The sequence below is a fragment of the Xanthobacter flavus genome, from assembly GCF_017875275.1.
GTDB classification, from domain to species: Bacteria; Pseudomonadota; Alphaproteobacteria; order Rhizobiales; family Xanthobacteraceae; genus Xanthobacter; species Xanthobacter flavus_A.
Window position 1 is genome coordinate 4659460 of sequence record NZ_JAGGML010000001.1, and the last position, 18475, is coordinate 4677934.

12 protein-coding genes are annotated in these 18475 nt (G+C 66.5%); 1 reads left to right on the forward strand and 11 read right to left on the reverse strand.

Features of this window, described 5'->3' with window-relative positions; all coding sequences use genetic code 11:
• Positions 1 to 11 precede the first annotated feature (11 nt).
• The 6 genes from J2126_RS21980 to J2126_RS22005 form a co-directional block, all read right to left on the reverse strand.
• A protein-coding gene (locus tag J2126_RS21980; RefSeq protein WP_209490471.1) for an IS3 family transposase occupies positions 12 to 1201 on the reverse strand; the annotation gives its coding sequence in 2 pieces (ribosomal slippage) (positions 12 to 952 and positions 952 to 1201; 1191 coding nt in all).
• 193 nt (positions 1202 to 1394) lie between these two features.
• A complete protein-coding gene (locus tag J2126_RS21985) occupies positions 1395 to 2417 on the reverse strand; it encodes an IS110 family transposase (RefSeq protein ID WP_209483277.1) in 1023 nt (340 codons plus the stop codon).
• A 344-nt stretch (positions 2418 to 2761) separates the two neighbouring features.
• Complete coding sequence (gene sseA / locus J2126_RS21990) at positions 2762 to 3640, reverse strand: 3-mercaptopyruvate sulfurtransferase (RefSeq protein ID WP_209488922.1); 879 nt, start codon at positions 3638 to 3640, stop codon at positions 2762 to 2764.
• A 66-nt stretch (positions 3641 to 3706) separates the two neighbouring features.
• Complete coding sequence (locus J2126_RS21995; RefSeq protein ID WP_209488923.1) at positions 3707 to 4735, reverse strand: cysteine synthase A; 1029 nt, start codon at positions 4733 to 4735, stop codon at positions 3707 to 3709.
• Positions 4736 to 4857: 122 nt separating this feature from the next.
• A complete protein-coding gene (locus J2126_RS22000; RefSeq protein ID WP_209488924.1) occupies positions 4858 to 6333 on the reverse strand; it encodes a cryptochrome/photolyase family protein in 1476 nt (491 codons plus the stop codon).
• Positions 6334 to 6418: 85 nt separating this feature from the next.
• Complete coding sequence (locus tag J2126_RS22005; protein ID WP_209488925.1) at positions 6419 to 7765, reverse strand: MFS transporter; 1347 nt, start codon at positions 7763 to 7765, stop codon at positions 6419 to 6421.
• Positions 7766 to 8455: 690 nt separating this feature from the next.
• Here J2126_RS22005 and J2126_RS22010 point away from each other — a divergent pair.
• Positions 8456 to 12193: a vitamin B12-dependent ribonucleotide reductase gene (locus tag J2126_RS22010; protein ID WP_209488926.1), complete on the forward strand. Its 3738-nt coding sequence runs from the start codon at positions 8456 to 8458 to the stop codon at positions 12191 to 12193.
• Positions 12194 to 12407: 214 nt separating this feature from the next.
• Here J2126_RS22010 and J2126_RS22015 read toward each other — a convergent pair whose 3' ends face one another.
• The 5 genes from J2126_RS22015 to J2126_RS22035 form a co-directional block, all read right to left on the reverse strand.
• Positions 12408 to 12875, reverse strand: coding sequence for a hypothetical protein (locus J2126_RS22015; protein ID WP_209488927.1), 468 nt, complete (start codon positions 12873 to 12875; stop codon positions 12408 to 12410).
• A 352-nt stretch (positions 12876 to 13227) separates the two neighbouring features.
• Entirely contained in the window at positions 13228 to 13767 is a 540-nt protein-coding gene (locus J2126_RS22020) for a hypothetical protein (RefSeq protein WP_209488928.1), read from the reverse strand.
• A 158-nt stretch (positions 13768 to 13925) separates the two neighbouring features.
• Positions 13926 to 14354, reverse strand: coding sequence for a Rieske (2Fe-2S) protein (locus J2126_RS22025; RefSeq protein ID WP_209488929.1), 429 nt, complete (start codon positions 14352 to 14354; stop codon positions 13926 to 13928).
• A gap of 133 nt (positions 14355 to 14487) precedes the next feature.
• Positions 14488 to 15618 (reverse strand): peptide chain release factor 2, encoded by a 1131-nt coding sequence (gene prfB / locus J2126_RS22030; protein ID WP_209488930.1) that lies wholly within the window; start codon positions 15616 to 15618, stop codon positions 14488 to 14490.
• Between the two features lie 98 nt (positions 15619 to 15716).
• Positions 15717 to 18230 carry an EAL domain-containing protein gene (locus tag J2126_RS22035; RefSeq protein ID WP_209488931.1) on the reverse strand — a complete coding sequence of 838 codons (2514 nt, stop codon included), beginning with the start codon at positions 18228 to 18230 and terminating at the stop codon, positions 15717 to 15719.
• Positions 18231 to 18475: the final 245 nt, after the last annotated feature.

The following is an 18475-nucleotide window of genomic DNA, read 5'->3' on the forward strand; positions in this document are numbered from 1 at the left end:
GCCCCCAACTTCTATCCAGCTGTGAGTTCGTTCTGGCGGTTGGATTTGCCCTGTCGGGCGTGTGGAGCGGCGGGGGCAGACGCGGAGCCGTTCATGTTGCGGAGCGTCTGATCCCGCCGCGGGTGGAACGTCGAGGCGAAGGCGCTTGGCGTCTGCCATCCGAGCTTTGAGTGCGGCCGGGCGGTGTTGTAGTCGAGCTGCCACCGGCCGAGAGCGGCTCTGGCCTGGGACAGGCTGGAGAACAGCGTCTCGTTCAACAGCTCGTCCCGCAGGCGGCCGTTGAAGCTCTCGATGAAGCCATTCTGCATCGGCTTGCCGGGCGCGATGTAGTGCCATTCGACCCGGGCCGCGTCGGTCCAGGCCAGAATGGCATTGGAGGTGAACTCGCTGCCATTGTCGCTGACGATCATCTTCGGCCGGCCGCGCTCTGCCAGAAGCCTGTCGAGTTCGCGAGCGACCCTGACCCCGGACAGCGACGTGTCCGCCACCAGCGCCAGGCACTCGCGAGTGCAGTCGTCCACGATGGCCAGCATCCGGAAGCGCCGGCCATCGGTCATCTGGTCGGCGACGAAGTCGAGTGACCAGCGCTCGTTCGGCCGCAGCGGGATCATCATCGGCGCCCGCGTTCCGATGGCCCGCTTGCGACCGCCGCGCCGGCGGACCATCAGCCGTTCCTCACGGTAGAGCCGGAACAGCCGCTTGTGGTTGACCCGGAAGCCCTCCCGCCTGAGCAGGACGTGGAGACGGCGGTAGCCAAACCGCCGTCGCTCCCGGGCGATGGCCTTCATGCGCTCACGCAGCGAGGCGTCATTCCCGCGCGTGGCTTCGTATCTCATGGTCATGCGGCAGAAGCCGGTGGCTTTACACGCCCGCCGTTCGCTCATCCCATGGGCTTCCATGAGGTGGGCGACAGCCCTGCGCTCGGCAGCGGACGTCACCACTTCTTTCCCAGGAGATCCTTCAGCGCGACGTTGTCCAGCATGGCGTCGGCGAGCATGCGCTTGAGCTTGGCGTTCTCGTCCTCGAGCGCCCGCAGCCGCTTGGCCTCCGACACGTCCATCCCGCCGAAACGCGCCTTCCACTTGTAGATGCTGGCGTCACTGACCCCGTGCTTGCGACACAGGTCCGAGACCGGCACCCCGGCCTCGTGCTCCTTCAGGATCCCGATGATCTGCTTCTGTATTCGGTCCGGTGTCGTCAACCCCGATGATGGCACGTCGCGGGTTCTTTGCTTCTGTCCGTGGTCGAGGATCGCCACATGATGGTGTTCGATGGAATGACCGGTTCAAGCTCTTCGGCGTGCTCGGCCGCGTCAGCGGCTGCGACGACAGATCATGCGAACTCAATCATCCCGCGCCCCGCGACGGGCGTTCAGGGAACCACAGCCGGGTCGATCACGCCGCGGCCGCAGTCCATCGGAATTCCGTGCCGTTCCGCCACATGCTGTGAAGAACGACCGCCATCTTGCGAGCCAGAGCGACCTTCGCCCGCTTACTTCCCTGACGCTGAGCAATGCGCACCGCCCAGGCCTTCATCGGTGACCAGCGTGTGCTCGGTCGCAGGATGACGTTGGCGGCCTCGAACAGCGCAGTTCGCGTCTCCCCGTCGCCCACTTTGGTGATCCGTCCGGTCCGATCGATCTCGCCCGATTGATACCGCCGAGGTGTGAGCCCGAGATAAGCCCCGACGGACCGGGAGCGGGCGAAACGCTCGGGCGCATCGATCGTTGCTCTGAACGTCAGAGCGGAAACCGGCCCGATTCCGGGCATGGTCGTCAACAGGCGGCAGACCGGATCATTCCGGACAGCCTGGACGACCAGGCGATGAAGGCGCTGGTACTCCTGCATCAGTGCGTCCCGGGCTGCCAATAGGGGAGCCATCACCTCAGCCAGGATGGCGTTGTTGCCAACCAGATCTCGGACACGAGAGGCAAATCCGGCCCGCGACACGATGCCGACCTTCAAGCCGAAGGGACGGAGCAATCCGCGAAGTGTCTGCTCCGACGCGGCAATGGAGCGGATCAGGTGCTTGCGCGCCGCCACCAACGTTCGCGCGTGCTGGCTGCCGATGCTCTTCACGTGCACGACCTTGTACCAACCAGCCCTGACCACCTGGGCAATGCCGCGCGCGTCGTTCCGATCGGTCTTGACGGGCATTGCCGACAACGCCGCCTTCACCTGCCGCGCCTCCAGGCTGATGGCGGGAAAACCAAGCTCCGCCAAACCCGCAGTCAGCCATTCCGACATCGGCCCAGCCTCAAGCCCAATCTTCGCAATCCGATCCCGCCAAGGCTGGAGACACTGCGAGATGGCGGACGCCTCCGACGCCACGCTCGCCTCCTTCAGGATTTGACCTTCCCGGTCGATGACACAGACGGCTACGGAGTTCAAAGAGACATCAAGGCCGACGTACACCATGGGGACCTCCCGGCGCTGGGTTCAGGCCCCGATCGTCCTCTTCGCCGCCGAACGCCGCAAACGGCTCAAGAGATCAGGACCGAATACCCCATCTCCTCGGTGAAGCGGCTGCGCCTCATGTTCTGGTCCTCTCATTGGGCCAGAACGAACTTCAAACTGGATTAGCCAGGAGGGGCAACGTCAAAGTCCCTTATAATGCAGATTGTCTGGCATGATCCTGGAGATCATCTCGATCTGGTATAATAGGCCACGACGTCGAGCGTCTGGCACCCTTGCGGGACGCTGCCGGCGTTTGAATGATGGTCGTCCTGAAAGCTCGAGCGAACTTTGGCGCCAATGCTTGATCAGCTTTCGCGAACGGCGATTGCCTTGCCGCTGGCGCCCCATTCCGTCCACGAGCCGTCGTACAGCGCGAGGGGGCGCGTGCCGATCATCTCCAGCGCCACCCAGAGGATGGCCGCGGAAACGCCGGAGCCGCAGGTGGTGATGACGGGGCGCGACAGGTCGAGCCCGGACGCTACAATCGCTTTGCGCAGCTCGTCCGGCGGCAGCAGGCGGCCATCTTGGACGAGGCCGCCATGAGGAAGGTTGAGGCTGCCGGGCATGTGGCCGGAGGGAAGCCCCTCGCGCGGCTCGGGTGCCTCGCCGTGGAAGCGGGCGGCCAGGCGGGCGTCCAGCACCTGCGCGGAGCCGGTCTTGAGCGCCTGTTCCACGCGATCGATATCGGCGACTAGGGAATGGTCGAAGCGTGGCGTGAAGATCGCCGGCAGGCGGCGTACAGGTCCGTCTTCGAGCGGACGGTCCTCGGCCTTCCACCTGGGCAGGCCGCCATCCAGCAGCTTCACGTCGCGCGCGCCGAAAGCCTGGAATGTCCACCAGACGCGCGGGGCCGAGAACAGGCCGAGTGAATCATAGACCACGATGAGCGGGCCATCGCCGATGCCCAGCGCGCCCACGGCTATCGCGAAGCTGTGCGCGTCCGGCAGCATGTGGGGCAGGGGGGTGGAGTGGTCGGCGATGGTGTCGATGTCGAAATGCACCGCGCCGGGAATGTGCTCGGCGAGATATTCTGTCGCGCCGCTGCGGCCCGAGGCCGGCATGTGCCACGAGGCATCCACCACCACAAGGTCCGGCGCGCCGAGATTGGCGGCGAGCCATTCCGTGGAGACGAAGGGGCTCTCGGGGGTATCCACCGGCAGGGTCGTCTCGGAGGCAGTGGTCATGTCGATCTCGCGCACTGTCGGGCGGGGCGCGGTTTCCTCGGCCGGATCGCGCTCCGCGTCAAGCGGTCAGACCAGAACGTTCGGTACCTCGGCCTTGCGCTCCAGCCATGCCGGCACCGGCAGGTTCTTGGAGCGCAGGAATTCCGGATTGAACAGCTTCGACTGGTAGCGCGTGCCGTAGTCGCACAGGATGGTCACAATGGTGTGGCCCGGCCCCAGTTCCTTCGCGAGGCGGATGGCGCCGGCGACGTTCACGCCCGAGGAGCCGCCGAGGCATAGGCCCTCGTGCTCCAGAAGATCGAACACGATGGGCAGCGCCTCCTCGTCCGGGATCTGGAAGGCCGCCTCCACCGGCGCATCCACGAGGTTCGCGGTGATGCGCCCCTGCCCGATGCCCTCGGTGATGGAGGAGCCCTCCGCCTTCAGTTCGCCGGTCGTGTAATAGGAATAGAGCGCCGCGCCCATGGGGTCGGCGAGGCCGATCTTGATGTCCTTGTTGCGGGCCTTCAGCGCCATGCCGATGCCCGCCAGCGTGCCTCCGGTGCCCACGGCGCAGATGAAGCCGTCCACCTTGCCCTGGGTCTGCTCCCAAATTTCCGGGCCGGTGGTGTCGATATGGGCCTGGCGGTTCGCAACGTTGTCGAACTGGTTGGCCCAGATGGCGCCGTTGGGCTCGGTCTTGGCCATCGCCTCGGCGAGGCGGCCGGAGACCTTCACGTAATTGTTCGGGTTGGCATAGGCCACGGCCGGGACTTCCACCAGCGTCGCGCCGGCGAGCCGCAGCATGTCCTTCTTTTCCTGGGACTGGGTCTCAGGGATCACGATCACGGTGCGGAAGCCCAGCGGCGCTGCCACCAGCGAGAGGCCGATGCCGGTATTGCCGGCCGTGCCCTCCACGATGACGCCGCCCGGCTTCAGCTCGCCCCGCGCCACCGCATCCTGGATGATGCCGAGCGCCGCGCGGTCCTTCACCGACTGGCCGGGATTGAGGAACTCCGCCTTGCCGAGGATTTCGCAGCCGGTCTCTTCGGAGGCGCGCTTCAGACGGATAAGAGGTGTGTTTCCAATGGTGTCCACAAGGCCGTTACGGATCATGGAATGAATACCTTCATCGCAATGTGAAATTTAATCGGCCTTATGCTGCCTCGGCTTTTCTCCGACCTCAATAGCGGCGTTGGAAGCCCGGCGCAAACCGATCGGTTGCGCCGGGAACGGTTTCAGCGCGCCGCCGCGTGGGCCTCGGCAGGGGCTGCCTTGCGCACATGTTCGAAGGCGCGCAGGGCGCGGTCCCGGGCGGCGGCGTGGTCCACGAGGGGCTTGGGATAGGAGTGGCCCAGCCTGATGCCGGCGGCGGCGAGGGTGTCCTGGGGGGCGGTCCACGGCTGGTGGATGAGCTTGGCCGGCAGGCGCTTCAGCTCCGGCACGAAGGTGCGCACATAGGTGCCTTCGGGGTCGAACTTCTCGCCCTGCGTCACCGGATTGAAGATGCGGAAATAGGGCGCGGCATCGAGGCCGGAGCCGGCGACCCACTGCCAGGAGGCGGCGTTGTTGGCCGCGTCGGCATCCACCAGCGTGTCCCAGAACCAGTCCTCGCCCCCGCGCCAATCAATGAGCAGGTGCTTGGCGAGGAAGGAGGCCACCACCATCCGCACCCGGTTGTGCATCCAGCCCGTCTGCCAGAGCTGGCGCATGCCCGCATCCACCAGCGGATAGCCGGTGAGGCCGCGCCGCCACGCCTTCAGCTCGCCCGAGCACTCCCGCCACGGGAAGGCATCGAAGTTCGGCTGGATGTTGCGCTGGGCGATGTCCGGCTCCTCGGCGAGGAGGTGGTAGGAAAATTCGCGCCAGTAGAGTTCCGCCTCGAACTTCGCGGCGTCGCTCCCCGGCACCTCGCCCGCATCCACCGCATGACGCACGGCGAAGAGGAGCTGGCGGGGGGAAATCTCGCCGAACCTGAGATGGGGGGACAGGCGGGAGACGTGATCGAGGTCCGGCCGGTCGCGGCCCGTGGCGTAGCCTTTCAGGCCGTCGTCGATGAAGGCGGAAAGCCGCTGCCGCGCCGCCGCCTCGCCCACGTTCCATGCGGCACGGAGCCCGCCGGCCCAGTCCGGCTTTTCGGGCTCCAGCGCGAAGCTCTCCAGCGTGTCGCCCTCCGGCGCACGGGCCACGCCCTTGAGATGCTTCGGAGCGGGTAGGGGCGGGGAGAGGTCGCGCTCGCGCAACGCGGCACGGTGGAAGGAGGAGAAGGTGCGCGGCATGCGCCCCGATCCGCCGAGCACGGTGCCAGGCGGATGCAGCAGGTGGGCACAGAAGCGCAGCACCCGCCGCTCCTCCGAGGCGAGACGGGCGGTAATGGCCCGGTCCAGCTTGCCCTCGGCTTCGCCCGCACGATCGTTGAAGGCGACCGTTGCCGCGCCCAGCGCAGAGGCCACCTCCGGAACGATGCGGGTGGCCGGACCCTGTCGCAGGATCAACGGAATGCCGTGATGGGAGAGGTTTGCCTTGAGCGTCCTTAGCGATTGGGCGAGCCACCAGCGGGACGCGCCGCCGAGCGGGCGGATGTGGGGGCTGTCCTCGTCGAGGACATAGAGCGCGGCGATGGGGGCGCCGGTTTCCGCGAGGGCGTTCAGCGCCGGGTTATCGGCCAGGCGCAGATCGTCGCGGAACCACAGGAGGGATGGAGCGGCTGTCATGACGCACCTTCCTACGCGGACGGGACAGGGGAGGTTCACTCCCTTTTCCCGTCCGGCGCAAGGGGCGCGTTGTTGTTGGGGCGCGTCAGTGGTCCATGTTCACGTCGCGGGTTTCCTTGCCGATCACCAGTGCCGCGAGCGTGAGCAGCGCCATGACCGATAGATAGATGCCCACCCAGAACGGGCTGCCGCCGCCATAGCTCCACAGCGCCACCGCGATGAACGGGGCCACCGCCGCACCGAGGATGGACGAGACGTTGTAGGAAATGCCCGAGCCCGTGTAGCGCACGTTGGCGGGGAACAGCTCCGGCAGCAGCGCGCCCATGGGCCCGAAAGTGAGACCCATCAGCGTGAAGCCGATGACGAGCCACGCCATCACCCCCACTGGCCCGGCGGAGAGGATCGGCACCCACAGGAGGCCGAACAGCACAATGGCGGCCGTGATGCCGATGAGCGTGCGGCGGCGGCCCCAGCGGTCGGCCCAGGGGCCGGACACGAGGGTGAAGATGCCGAAGAACACCACGCCGCCGATCATCATCAGAACGAAGGTGCGATAGTCATAGCCGAGCCCCGGCACCGCCGCCGTGGTCGGGGCGCGGCCGTAGCTCAGGGAGAAGGTGGTCATCAGATAGAACAGCACGTAGGTCGCGAGCATGTAGAAGGTGCCAAGGATCAGCTCGCGCCAGTGCGTCTTGAACGCCGCGGCCAGCGGCAGCTTCTGGATGCGGCCATGCTCGACCGCCTTGGCGAAGGCCGGGCTCTCCACCAGCGAGATGCGCACCCACAGGCCGACGATCACCATCACCGCCGAGAACAGGAAGGGCAGGCGCCAGCCCCAGGAGAGGAAGGCGTCGGACGGGCGGGACGGATCGCTCGACGGCATCAGCGCCGCGATGGCGAGGAACAGGCCGTTGGCGATGATGAAGCCGATGGGCGCGCCAAGCTGCGGGAAGGTGCCGTAGACGGCGCGCTTGCCGGCCGGCGCATTCTCGGTGGCGACCAGCGCCGCGCCGCTCCATTCGCCGCCGAGCGCGAAGCCCTGGGCGAGGCGCAGGATGACCAGCAGCAGGGGCGCGAACCAGCCGGCCGTCTGGAAGGTGGGCAGCAGGCCGATGAGGAAGGTGGCGATGCCCATGGTGAGCAGCGCGCCCACCAGCGTGATCTTGCGGCCCTTCTTGTCGCCGAGGTGGCCGAAGAAGATGGCGCCGAGCGGCCGCGCCACCATGGCCGCGCCGAAGATGGCGAACGAGGCGAGGAGCGCCGTGGTGTCGTTGCCGGCCGGGAAGAACAGGTGCGGGAACACCAGCACCGCCGCCGTGGCATAGACATAGAAGTCGTAGAACTCGATGGTGGTGCCGACCAGGCTCGCGAGGATGACGCGCGAGCGGGGATTGACGGCGGGCGCCGCATCGGCGGCGAAGGTCGTGGACATGGGGTACTTTCCAACTGCGCCCCGGGGCGCGGGCCGGGAGCCGCTTGGCGTCGGCTGCGGGGTCCGGCAATTTTATGTCGCGGCTGGATGGGGCAGTGAGCCAACGGCGCGGACGGTTGCCGCCAGTTGATAGATTGTTGCGCGCTATATGACCAGACGGTCTCTATCGCCCTGAGACAAGCCCGCTATGTGGCGGGCGCATACGTCCGGTGTCGCCCTATCCCCTCGGTTGCAGCCCACGCGGATCTCGAACGTGACAATGGGATGGCAAATTTTTGGACAAGCTGTGGATGACGGGCATGCCGGAAAAAATGCGGACTGGCACGGCCCGATCGACCCGGCGCCGGCCGCGACGCCCCGGCACTACATTGAAATTAAGCGTTTCCTCACCATATGAGACCCAACATCTTGTGCCCTGCGGGTCGATGGAGCACCATTGGTCGTAGTTCGAGGGCACTTCGGGCCACTCTGAGGTGCGTTGACGGACGGCGCGGACTCACACTAGCGTCACGCCCATCAACGACCCGCGCCTCGCGTAGCTTATGCGGCATGGGCACCTCACCAGAACCCGAAGTCGGCAGTCCTTGCAAAGGGACGGCGCGCTGCGCCGTACCTGACGGGAAGCTGTCCGCCATATTCGTCCTGTAGACTGATCGGCCCAAGCGAGGCCGAGCCGAAGGAGCACCGGTCATGCGCGTTGAACGCCGCTACACGCAAGAGGGTCGTTCCCCTTACGCGGACATTCCGTTCCGCGAGACCGTGAGCGAGATCAGGAACCCCGACGGCTCGGTGGTCTTCCGCCAGGAGGGCATTGAGGTACCCGCCCAGTTCTCGCAGGTGGCCTCCGACATCCTCGCGCAGAAATATTTCCGCAAGGCCGGCGTGCCCGCGCGCCTGAAGAAGGTGGAGGAGAATTCCGTCCCCTCCTTCCTGTGGCGTTCCGTAGCCGACCACGAGGCGCTTGCGGGCCTGCCCGAGAAGGAGCGCCTGATCGGCGAGACCTCGGCCAAGCAGGTGTTCGACCGTCTCGCCGGCACCTGGACCTATTGGGGCTGGAAGGGCGGCTATTTCGACGGCGAGGCCGATGCGCAGGCCTTCTTCGACGAGCATTGCTACATGCTCGCCATGCAGATGGCCGCACCCAACTCGCCGCAGTGGTTCAACACCGGCTTGTTCTGGGCCTACGGCATCGATGGGCCGGGGCAGGGCCACTATTATGTGGACTACCAGACGGGCGAGCTGGCGGCCTCCACCTCGGCCTATGAGCATCCCCAGCCGCATGCCTGCTTCATCCAGTCCGTCAGCGACGATCTGGTGAGCGACGGCGGCATCATGGACCTGTGGGTGCGTGAGGCGCGCCTGTTCAAGTACGGCTCCGGCACCGGCTCCAACTTCTCCGCGCTGCGCGGCGAGGGCGAGAAGCTCTCCGGCGGCGGCCGCTCCTCCGGTCTCATGAGCTTCCTCAAGATCGGCGACCGGGCTGCGGGCGCCATCAAGTCCGGCGGCACCACCCGCCGCGCCGCCAAGATGGTGGTGGTCGATGCCGACCACCCGGACATCGAGGCCTATGTGGACTGGAAGGTGATCGAGGAGCAGAAGGTCGCCTCCCTCGTCACCGGCTCCAAGCTCAATGCCAAGCACCTCAAGGCCGTGCTCAAGGCCTGCGTGAACTGCGAAGGCAACGGCGACGACTGCTTCGATCCGGAGAAGAACCCGGCCCTCAAGCGCGAGATCAAGGCCGCCCGCAAGGCGTCGGTGGCCGATGCCGCCATCCGCCGGGTGATCCAGTATGCCCGCCAGGGCTACAAGGACATCGACGTCGCCATCTACGACACCGATTGGGACGGCGAGGCCTACATCACCGTCGCCGGCCAGAACTCCAACAATTCCGTTCGCGTCACCGACGACTTCCTGCGCGCGGTCGAGGCCGACGAGGACTGGAACCTCATCCGCCGCACCGACGGCAAGGTGGCGAAGACCGTCAAGGCCCGCGACCTGTGGGAGAAGATCGGCTCGGCCGCGTGGCACTGCGCCGACCCCGGCATCCAGTTCCACACCGCGGTGAACGACTGGCACACCTGCCCGGCGGCCGGCGAGATCCGCGCCTCCAACCCGTGCTCGGAATACATGTTCCTCGACGACACGGCCTGCAATCTCGCCTCGCTGAACCTGCTGCAGTTCCGCGACGCGGAGAAGCGGTTCGACGTGGACAGCTACGAGCATGCGGTGCGGCTGTGGACCGTGGTGCTGGAAATCTCCGTGCTGATGGCGCAGTTCCCCTCGCGCCGCATCGCCGAGCTGTCCTACGAATACCGCACGCTGGGCCTCGGCTACGCCAACATCGGCGGCCTGCTCATGTCGAGCGGCATTCCCTATGACTCGGCCCAGGGCCGCGCCATCTGCGGTGCGCTCTCCGCCATCATGACCGGCGTCTGCTACGCCACCTCCGCCGAGATGGCGAAGGAGCTGGGCACGTTCGCGGCCTATTCGGCCAATGCCCAGTCCATGCTGCGGGTGATCCGCAACCACCGCCGCGCCGCCCATGGCATCGCCGAGGGCTATGAGGGCCTGTCCATCGCCCCGGTGCCGCTCGATCACCTCTCCTGCACGGACACCCGCCTCGTCGCCCGCGCCACCGCGGCCTGGGACAAGGCGCTGGAGCTGGGCGAGAAGTACGGCTACCGCAACGCCCAGGTCTCGGTGATCGCCCCCACCGGCACCATCGGCCTGGTGATGGATTGCGACACCACCGGCATCGAGCCCGACTTCGCGCTGGTGAAGTTCAAGAAGCTGGCCGGCGGCGGCTACTTCAAGATCATCAACCGCGCCGTGCCCGAGGCGCTGCGGACCCTCGGCTACAAGGAAGCCGAGATCGCGGAGATCGAGGCCTATGCGGTGGGCCACGGCTCGCTCGCCAACGCGCCGGCCATCAACCATGGCTCGCTGCGCGCCAAGGGCTTCGATGACGCGGCCATCGCCAAGGCCGAGGCCGCGGTGAAGACGGCGTTCGACATCAAGTTCGCCTTCAACCGCTGGACCTTCGGCGAGGAGTTCCTCGCCAGCGCCCTGAAGGTGCCGGCCGCCCAGCTCGCCGACCCGAAGTTCGACCTGCTCGCCTTCCTCGGCTTCTCCAAGGCTGACATCGACGCCGCGAACGTGCACGTCTGCGGGGCGATGACGCTGGAAGGCGCGCCTTTCCTCAAAGCCCAGCATCTGCCGGTGTTCGACTGCGCCTCCCCGTGCGGTCGCATCGGCAAGCGCTATCTCTCGGTGGAGAGCCACATCCGCATGATGGCGGCGGCGCAGCCCTTCATCACGGGCGCCATCTCCAAGACCATCAACATGCCGAACGACGCCAGCGTCGAGGATTGCAAGGCGGCCTACCTGCTGTCCTGGCGCCTGGCGCTGAAGGCGAACGCGCTCTATCGCGACGGCTCCAAGCTCTCCCAGCCGCTCAACGCCCAGCTGGTGGCGGACGAGGAGGACGAGGACGACGCGCTCGAGGCCGTGCTCGCCCAGCCCAACGCGGCCCGCACCGCGTCGGTCACCGAGAAGATCGTCGAGCGGGTGGTGGAGCGCATCGTCGAGCACCGCGTGCGCGAGCGCGAGAAGATGCCCGACCGCCGCAAGGGCTACACCCAGAAGGCGGTGGTGGGCGGCCACAAGGTCTACCTGCGCACCGGCGAATATGATGACGGCCGCCTCGGCGAGATCTTCATCGACATGCACAAGGAGGGCGCGGCGCTCCGCTCGCTCCTCAACAACTTCGCCATCGCCATCTCGCTCGGCCTCCAGTACGGCGTGCCGCTCGAGGAATATGTGGACGCCTTCACCTTCACCCGCTTCGAGCCCGCCGGCCCGGTGCAGGGCAACGACACCATCAAGTACGCCACCTCCATGCTGGACTACGTGTTCCGCGAACTGGCGGTGAGCTATCTCGGCCGCAACGATCTCGGCCACGTGGACCTCTCCGAGACCGGCTTCGATGCCCTCGGAAAGGGCGTGGACGAGGGCAAGGCGCCGACCAATCCGTCGGCCCGCATCGTCTCCAAGGGCCTCGTGCGCGGCAAGACGGTGAACCTGCTGGTGCCTCAGACGGTCTCCACCGAGCCGCGGTCCGGCACGGACAACGTGACCGTGCTGCGCGCCTCCGGCACCCAGACCCTGGGCGCAACCGCGCTCAAGGCGGACCCCGCCGAGCTGGCCGAAGCCACCCCCGAGGTGGGCGAGCTGGAGGCGGCGGTGGAGAGCCTGATGGAGAAGTCGCTCCCCTGGTCCGCCTCCGCCCGCAAGGCCGAGGCCCGCGCCGAGGCGAAGGCCAAGGGCTATGAGGGCGAAGCCTGCCCCGAGTGCATGAACTTCACCATGGTGCGCAACGGCACCTGCCTGAAGTGCGACACCTGCGGCGGGACCACCGGCTGCAGCTGAACGACTGCCGCCCCGAGCTTGGCTCGGGGCGGTGTCCCGGAATTTCGCGCGGCACGCGATGCAGGGATGAAAAGAAAAGCGCTGGAGCACGCACTCCGACGCTTCTGCTTGCAACCTCAACGAAAGACCGATCGCGCCAGATTTCCAGTCGTGGACATGATCGTTGCCCGGGACCTTGGTCCCGGGCATTTTTCGTTCCGTCCCGAAACGGCTATCAGCGCCGGAACACCTGATTGGCGACCCGCACCGCCTGGTCGTTGGGCAGCGGCGAATCCTGGAAGGTCTCCAGCTGGATCTGCACGCGGTTGAAGCGTCCGCGCGGCGAGGTGTGAACGAACCGCTGGAAGGCGACGAGCCCGCCTTGCCCGATCACGTCGCCGCGGGCGAACGGTGTCCATGTTCCATCCGCAGCCTGGTAGCGGACCTTGAGGATCGCCTGGATCGGCTCGCGGAAATCGTCGGCGAACAGCGTTCCCCTGACGCCCACCCGGCCATCGGCCCCCCAGCAGATGATCGCCTTGCCCAGGGGCGCGCCGAACAGGTGCGGGAAGTCGCCGAAATCCGCGTTGTTGGTGTTGATGGAGATCTCCTGGACGCGCGCGACGTTCGATTGGGCGAACATGGTGCAGTCGCCCGCCCCGAAGGCGTGGGCCGCGCCGCCCGTAACCCCCGCAAGAGCCAAGCCGAGACCCGCCGCTGTCAGCAGTCTTGACGAAAAACGTCTCATCATTCCAACGCCCCTCAATAATCCGCCGGCATTTCGTGCGGATTTCCCAAGCGGAAGAAGGCTATGGGGCGGACTTCCCGGGCACAAGACAAAACAAGCGCACAGACATCCCTCTGAGGCGGGAGGTAAAGCGCGTCTCATCTAGCATGTTACCTCCCGCGTGTGCTTGATGATCCGGCTCACTTCCGCGGTCGAAGGGCGCATCGCGGCGGAGGATCGCGGCGGTGGGAGGCAGGGAAGAGGGGCAGACCAAGAGGGGCGGGGCAGACGGAGGCGGGGCAGCCCTCCGTCGCCGCAAAGCGCCCTGTCAGGCGGCGTTCTTGATGGCCAAACCGTCCGCGTAGGACACTTCCTTGTAGTTGGAGACTTCGTCGTACTTCAGCCCCACGTCGGCGAGGGCGTCGAGCTTGGCGGCGGTGTCGAACTTCTTGAGCTTCACCTTGTCCACGTAGAAGGTGTCGATCAGCTCGTTGTAGACCGACGTTTCGTCGATGAAGATGGCGAAGATTTTCACGTCGCCGAAGCGGATCAGCAGGCGGTTGCCCTGCGGCAGGTCCGCGATATAGACGAAATACTTGCCGTCGCCATCGAGGGCGGCACCGAGGCTTTCCACCAGCTTGGGCAGGTCCTCGTAGCTGGTGATGGAGCCGGCGAGGAAGCCGATGGCGGGCTTGCCGTCCTCGGACACCGAAAAGACCTCCTTCAGCACCGTTTCCGGGCCGTCATAGGAAATCTCGCCGCGAAAGCCGAAGCGGCCGGCCACGTGGGTGTCGGCGTTCAGCGTCGGCTTCAGGAGCCGGCCCTCGGTGCTCAGCGTGGCAAAGGGCGTGTCAGCAACAGCGGTCATGAAAATGATCCTTGGGTGAGGTCGTGACGGGCGTGCCCCTATGGGCGTGCCCCGGAGAACCCCGTGTGCGCCGGCCATGCGTGGCCGGACCGGGCACGGGGCCCCGGTCTGCCGTGCCCTTTCGGACACGACCTCTGGTCCAGCGGAGGCGATGCGCCTCAATCGCCGGTAATCAATACCTCGGGCATCTCGTTGGGGTCCTCCACGTCCAGACCGTCCTCCTCGGCGAGGGGGACGTTGACGAGGCAGACGTCGCCGTCATCGACGATGATCTCTATGGGGGTGAGAGACTTGCCCTTGCAGGGGCCGATGAAGCAGAGGCCGGTGTCGGGGTCGAACTTCGCCTGATGCCGCCCGCAGGCGAGGAAGTTGGCCTCGCGGTCCAGGAACTCGCCCGCATAGGCGTCGAGCCGCTTGCCCTCGTGCGGGCAGACGTTCTCATAAGCATGGAAGCTGTTGCCGCGGCGGAGGATGAAGATCGGCCACGCCTTCTTGTTGCCGTCCGCGTCGAGCCGCGCGAGCACGAAGCCGCGGGCGTCGCCATCCTGGATCTCGTAGGTGGCGCAGACGGCGAAGAGTTCGGTCATTACAACAAAGCTTCCGGTCCGGAGGGGCCGGGATGCTTGAAGCAAGAAACAGGCCGCCGGGATGGCGCCCGGAATGTCGGCTCTGCGACACGGCCGCCGGGCTCAGGCGGCCGTGGGACGTCTTCGCAGACGATCAGTCCACGTCGTCGACGCTCTCCGGGCCGCCACCATATGCGCGCTGGGCAAGGGCGGCTTGCATGAACGGGTCGAGGTCGCCGTCCAGAACCTCCTGCGGCGTGCCGGAGGTGACCCCGGTCCGCAGGTCCTTCACCAACTGGTAGGGCTGGAGCACGTAGGAGCGGATCTGGTGGCCCCAGCCGATGTCGGTCTTGGCCGCCTGTTCGGCCATGGCCTCCGCCTCGCGCTTCTTCAGCTCGAGGTCGTAGAGCTTGGCGCGCAGCATGTTCCAGGCCGTGGCGCGGTTCTTGTGCTGGGAGCGGTCGCCCTCGCTCACCACGGCGATGCCGGTGGGAATGTGGGTGAGGCGCACCGCGGATTCCGTCTTGTTCACGTGCTGGCCGCCGGCGCCGCCGGAGCGCATCGTGTCGACCCGCACGTCCGCTTCCTTGATGTCCACCACGATGCGGTCGTCCACCACGGGATAGACATCCACCGAGGCGAAGGACGTCTGCCGCCGTGCGTTGGAATCGAACGGGGAAATGCGCACGAGGCGATGGACGCCAGCCTCGGTCTTCAGCCAGCCATAGGCATTGTGGCCCTTCACCTGGATGGTGGCAGACTTCAGGCCGGCCTGCTCGCCCTGGCTCTCGTCCATCAGCTCCACCTTGAAGCCGTGGCGCTCGCACCAGCGGCGATACATGCGCAGGAGCATCTCCGCCCAGTCCTGGCTGTCGGTACCGCCCGCCCCGGCGTGGACTTCGAGATAAGTGTCGTTGGAATCGGCCTCGCCCGAGAGCAGGGCCTCCAGCTCGCGCCGGGCCAGTTCTGCCTTCAGACCGTCGAGGGCTCCAGCGGCCTCGGAAATCACGCCCTCGTCGCCTTCCGATTCCCCGAGATCGATCAGCTCGATGTTGTCGGCCAAGTCGCGCTCCACCCGGTCGATGGCGCCGAGGCCGTCCTCCAGGCTGGTGCGCTCCTGCATCAGCTTCTGCGCCCGCTCGGGATCGTCCCAGAGCTTGGGGTCTTCCACGATGGCGTTCAGCTCCGCGAGACGACGGCGCGAGCGATCCACGTCGAGGTGGGACCGCAACAGGTCGAGGGAGGCTTTGATCTCTTCGACTTTTGCGGCGAGTTCCGCGCGCATGGCTCATCTTTCTCCGGCTGAGGGCCGCGGAAAATAGCGGCGGGGCGCGCGGGTGTAAACGCCGGGCCGGCGGATGGGTGTGTGAGGGGCGGAAAGCTTCAGCCCGCGCGCCGCGCGGCGAGCCAGGAGCCGATGTCCGCGGCTTCGATCGGGCGGGCGAACAGGAAGCCCTGTGCCGCATGGCAGCCGAGGAATCGCAGCAGGTCGGCCTGCGCCCGCGTCTCCACGCCTTCCGCCACCACCGTCATGCCGAGGCTGTGGCCGATGCGGATCACCGCCGTCGCCAACGCCTGGGCGTTCTGGTCCTGCTCAAGGGAGAGCATGAAGGAGCGGTCGATCTTCAGCTCCGCGATGGGCAGGCGCGAGAGGGCGCTGAGGCTGGAATAGCCGGTGCCGAAATCGTCCATGGCGATCCGCACGCCGAGCGCCTCAATGGCCCGCGCGGTGGCGAACGAGTTCGGGTGCTGGTCCATCATCACCCGCTCGGTGATCTCGACCCTGAGGTCCGACGGCTTGAGGCTGTACTCGCGCAGCGCGCCCGAGATGAAACCCACGATATCGCCGCTGCGGAAGCTGAGCGGGGAGAGGTTGACCGAGATGTGCGGCACCTCCACCCCTTCCTCGCGCCAGGCGGCGATGCGCTGGCAGGACGCCTCCACCGCCCACTCGTCGATGCTTTCGATGAGCCCATATTCTTCGGCGAGCGGAATGAAGCGGGTGGCGGGGACATCGCCGTGGATCGGATCGGTCCAGCGGGCGAGCGCCTCGACGCCATGAAGCGCGCCGGAGGCGAGCAGCACCTGCGGCTGGTAGACAAGACGCAGGGCGCGATTCTCGATCGCCTCGCGCAGCGCCACCGAGAGCACCAGCCGGTCGAGCACCCGCCGGTTCAGCTCCTCGGTGAAGAAATGAAATTTGCCGCGCCCCTTGCGCTTCGCCTCGTGCAGGGCCGTATCGGCGTGCTTCAGCAGGGTTTCCGCATCCGCACCATGCTCGGGATAGAGTGCGATGCCGACCGAGGCGGACATGGTGAGGTGCAGGGCCTGGGCGCTGATAGGCGCCGCCACATATTCCAGCAGCCGGCGGGCGATGCGCGCCGCTTCTTCCGCCGCGCAGTCGTGGACCGTGATGAGGAACTCGTCGCCGCCGGTGCGTCCCACCACATCGCCGGTGCGAAGCTGCGCCTTCAGCCGCCGCGCGACCTCCACCAGAAGCTGGTCGCCGGTGGAGTGGCCGAGTGTCTCGTTCACATCTTTGAAGTGGTCGATGTCCAGGTAGAGCACCGCGACCGGCTGCTCCAGCGCGCGCGCCTCGGTCAGCAGTTCCTCGAGCACCGCGTGCAACTGGCGGCGGTTGGCGAGGCCGGTGAGCGAATCCACATTCGCCAGCATCTCGATGCGCTTTTTGGCCTCGAACCGTTCCATGGCCAGCGCGCAGAGATCGGAACAGGACGAGACCACATTTTCCAGCCACGGCGTCGGGCCACGGCCCTTGGGAAAATAGAAGGCGAATGTCGCTGCCACCTTGCCGTCGCGCAGCTTCACGGGGACCGACCAGCAGCCGGTGATGCCGGCCGGGATGGGCAGGTCGCGGTGATCCTCCCACAGGGGGCTGCTGGCGATATCTTCCACCAGCACCGGGGTGCCCCGGAAGGCGGCCGTGCCGCAGCTGCCGGCGCGCGGACCTATGGCGATGCCCTCCAACGCGGCGGCGAATTCAGCCGGAAGGCTGGGCGCGGCCAGCACGGTCAGCCGGTCATCCGGGGTAATGCCCATGATGGAGCAGAGCACTTCCGGCGCGAGAAGATGCGCCTGTCGGCACAGGACATCCATGATGTCGGCCATGGGCGCATCGGCGGCAAGCGCGCTGAGCACCTGACGCTGAAGGTCCTCGACCAGCCTGGTGTGGGTAATGTCGGCAACGACGACGACAAGCTGTTCCAGATCTCCGGATTGGCGGTCCACGACCGGCGTGACGTTGGCCGACACCCAGACCTCCATTCCCGATTTGCCCTTCAGGGGAACGTCCTCCGAAAGGGCGACGCGGCGGTCCAAGGCGTCCTGGACGTGTTCCGCAAAATCAGCGTTCTCGAGCCGTCCGCAGAACAGCTCGGCCAGCGTAAGGCCCGCAGCGCCATCCGGCCCTGCATCAAGCATGTCATGGAATGCCGGGTTACCGTAGATCACCTTGCCGTATGCGTCGGCGACGATCACGCCACGATCGGTCTTCTCGGCCACGGCGGTGAGCGCCGCGAGGCTCTTGTTGTGCGCCGCTCCGTTCAGCATCGGACGCACGAGGGCGACGTAGCAGGTCTCCCGCTTGTGCTGGGCGCGGGTGACGGAGACGATGCCCTCGACCCTTGAGCCATCATCCCGAACGATATCGAGGGCAAGCTCGATGGCCGGGACGACGTCCTTTCCGCGCGACGAAGCATGAGCGCCCGGGATCAGCTCGCCCACGTCGCGACCGATTGCCTCGGCCTGGCTCAATCCCCACAGCCGCTCGGCGTCCGTGTTGATGAAGGTCACGAGGTTGTTCTGGTCGAAGAAGACAACGGCCTCGCGGCCAAGGGCGCGGGCAGCTGCTGGGCGATCCGCCATTTTCCCGTCCATGGCTGAAACTCCCGGCTGGCTTGCCCCCGGCGTCAAGAGGACGCCACCTAGCTGACCACCCCCGAAAAATTCAGCTTACCCAGTGGCATGCTCTAATAGCTTACCTATCTCTGGCGGCTTGTACAGGAACGGTACGACAATGAGGTTAATCTGCGTCAAAAACCGGGCCTGCCCGTGCGGTCTCGTCCGCATCGATCGTGCGTCGCCGCCCGTTCTGCAATCAGTGCTGGCGCTGCGATGCTCGG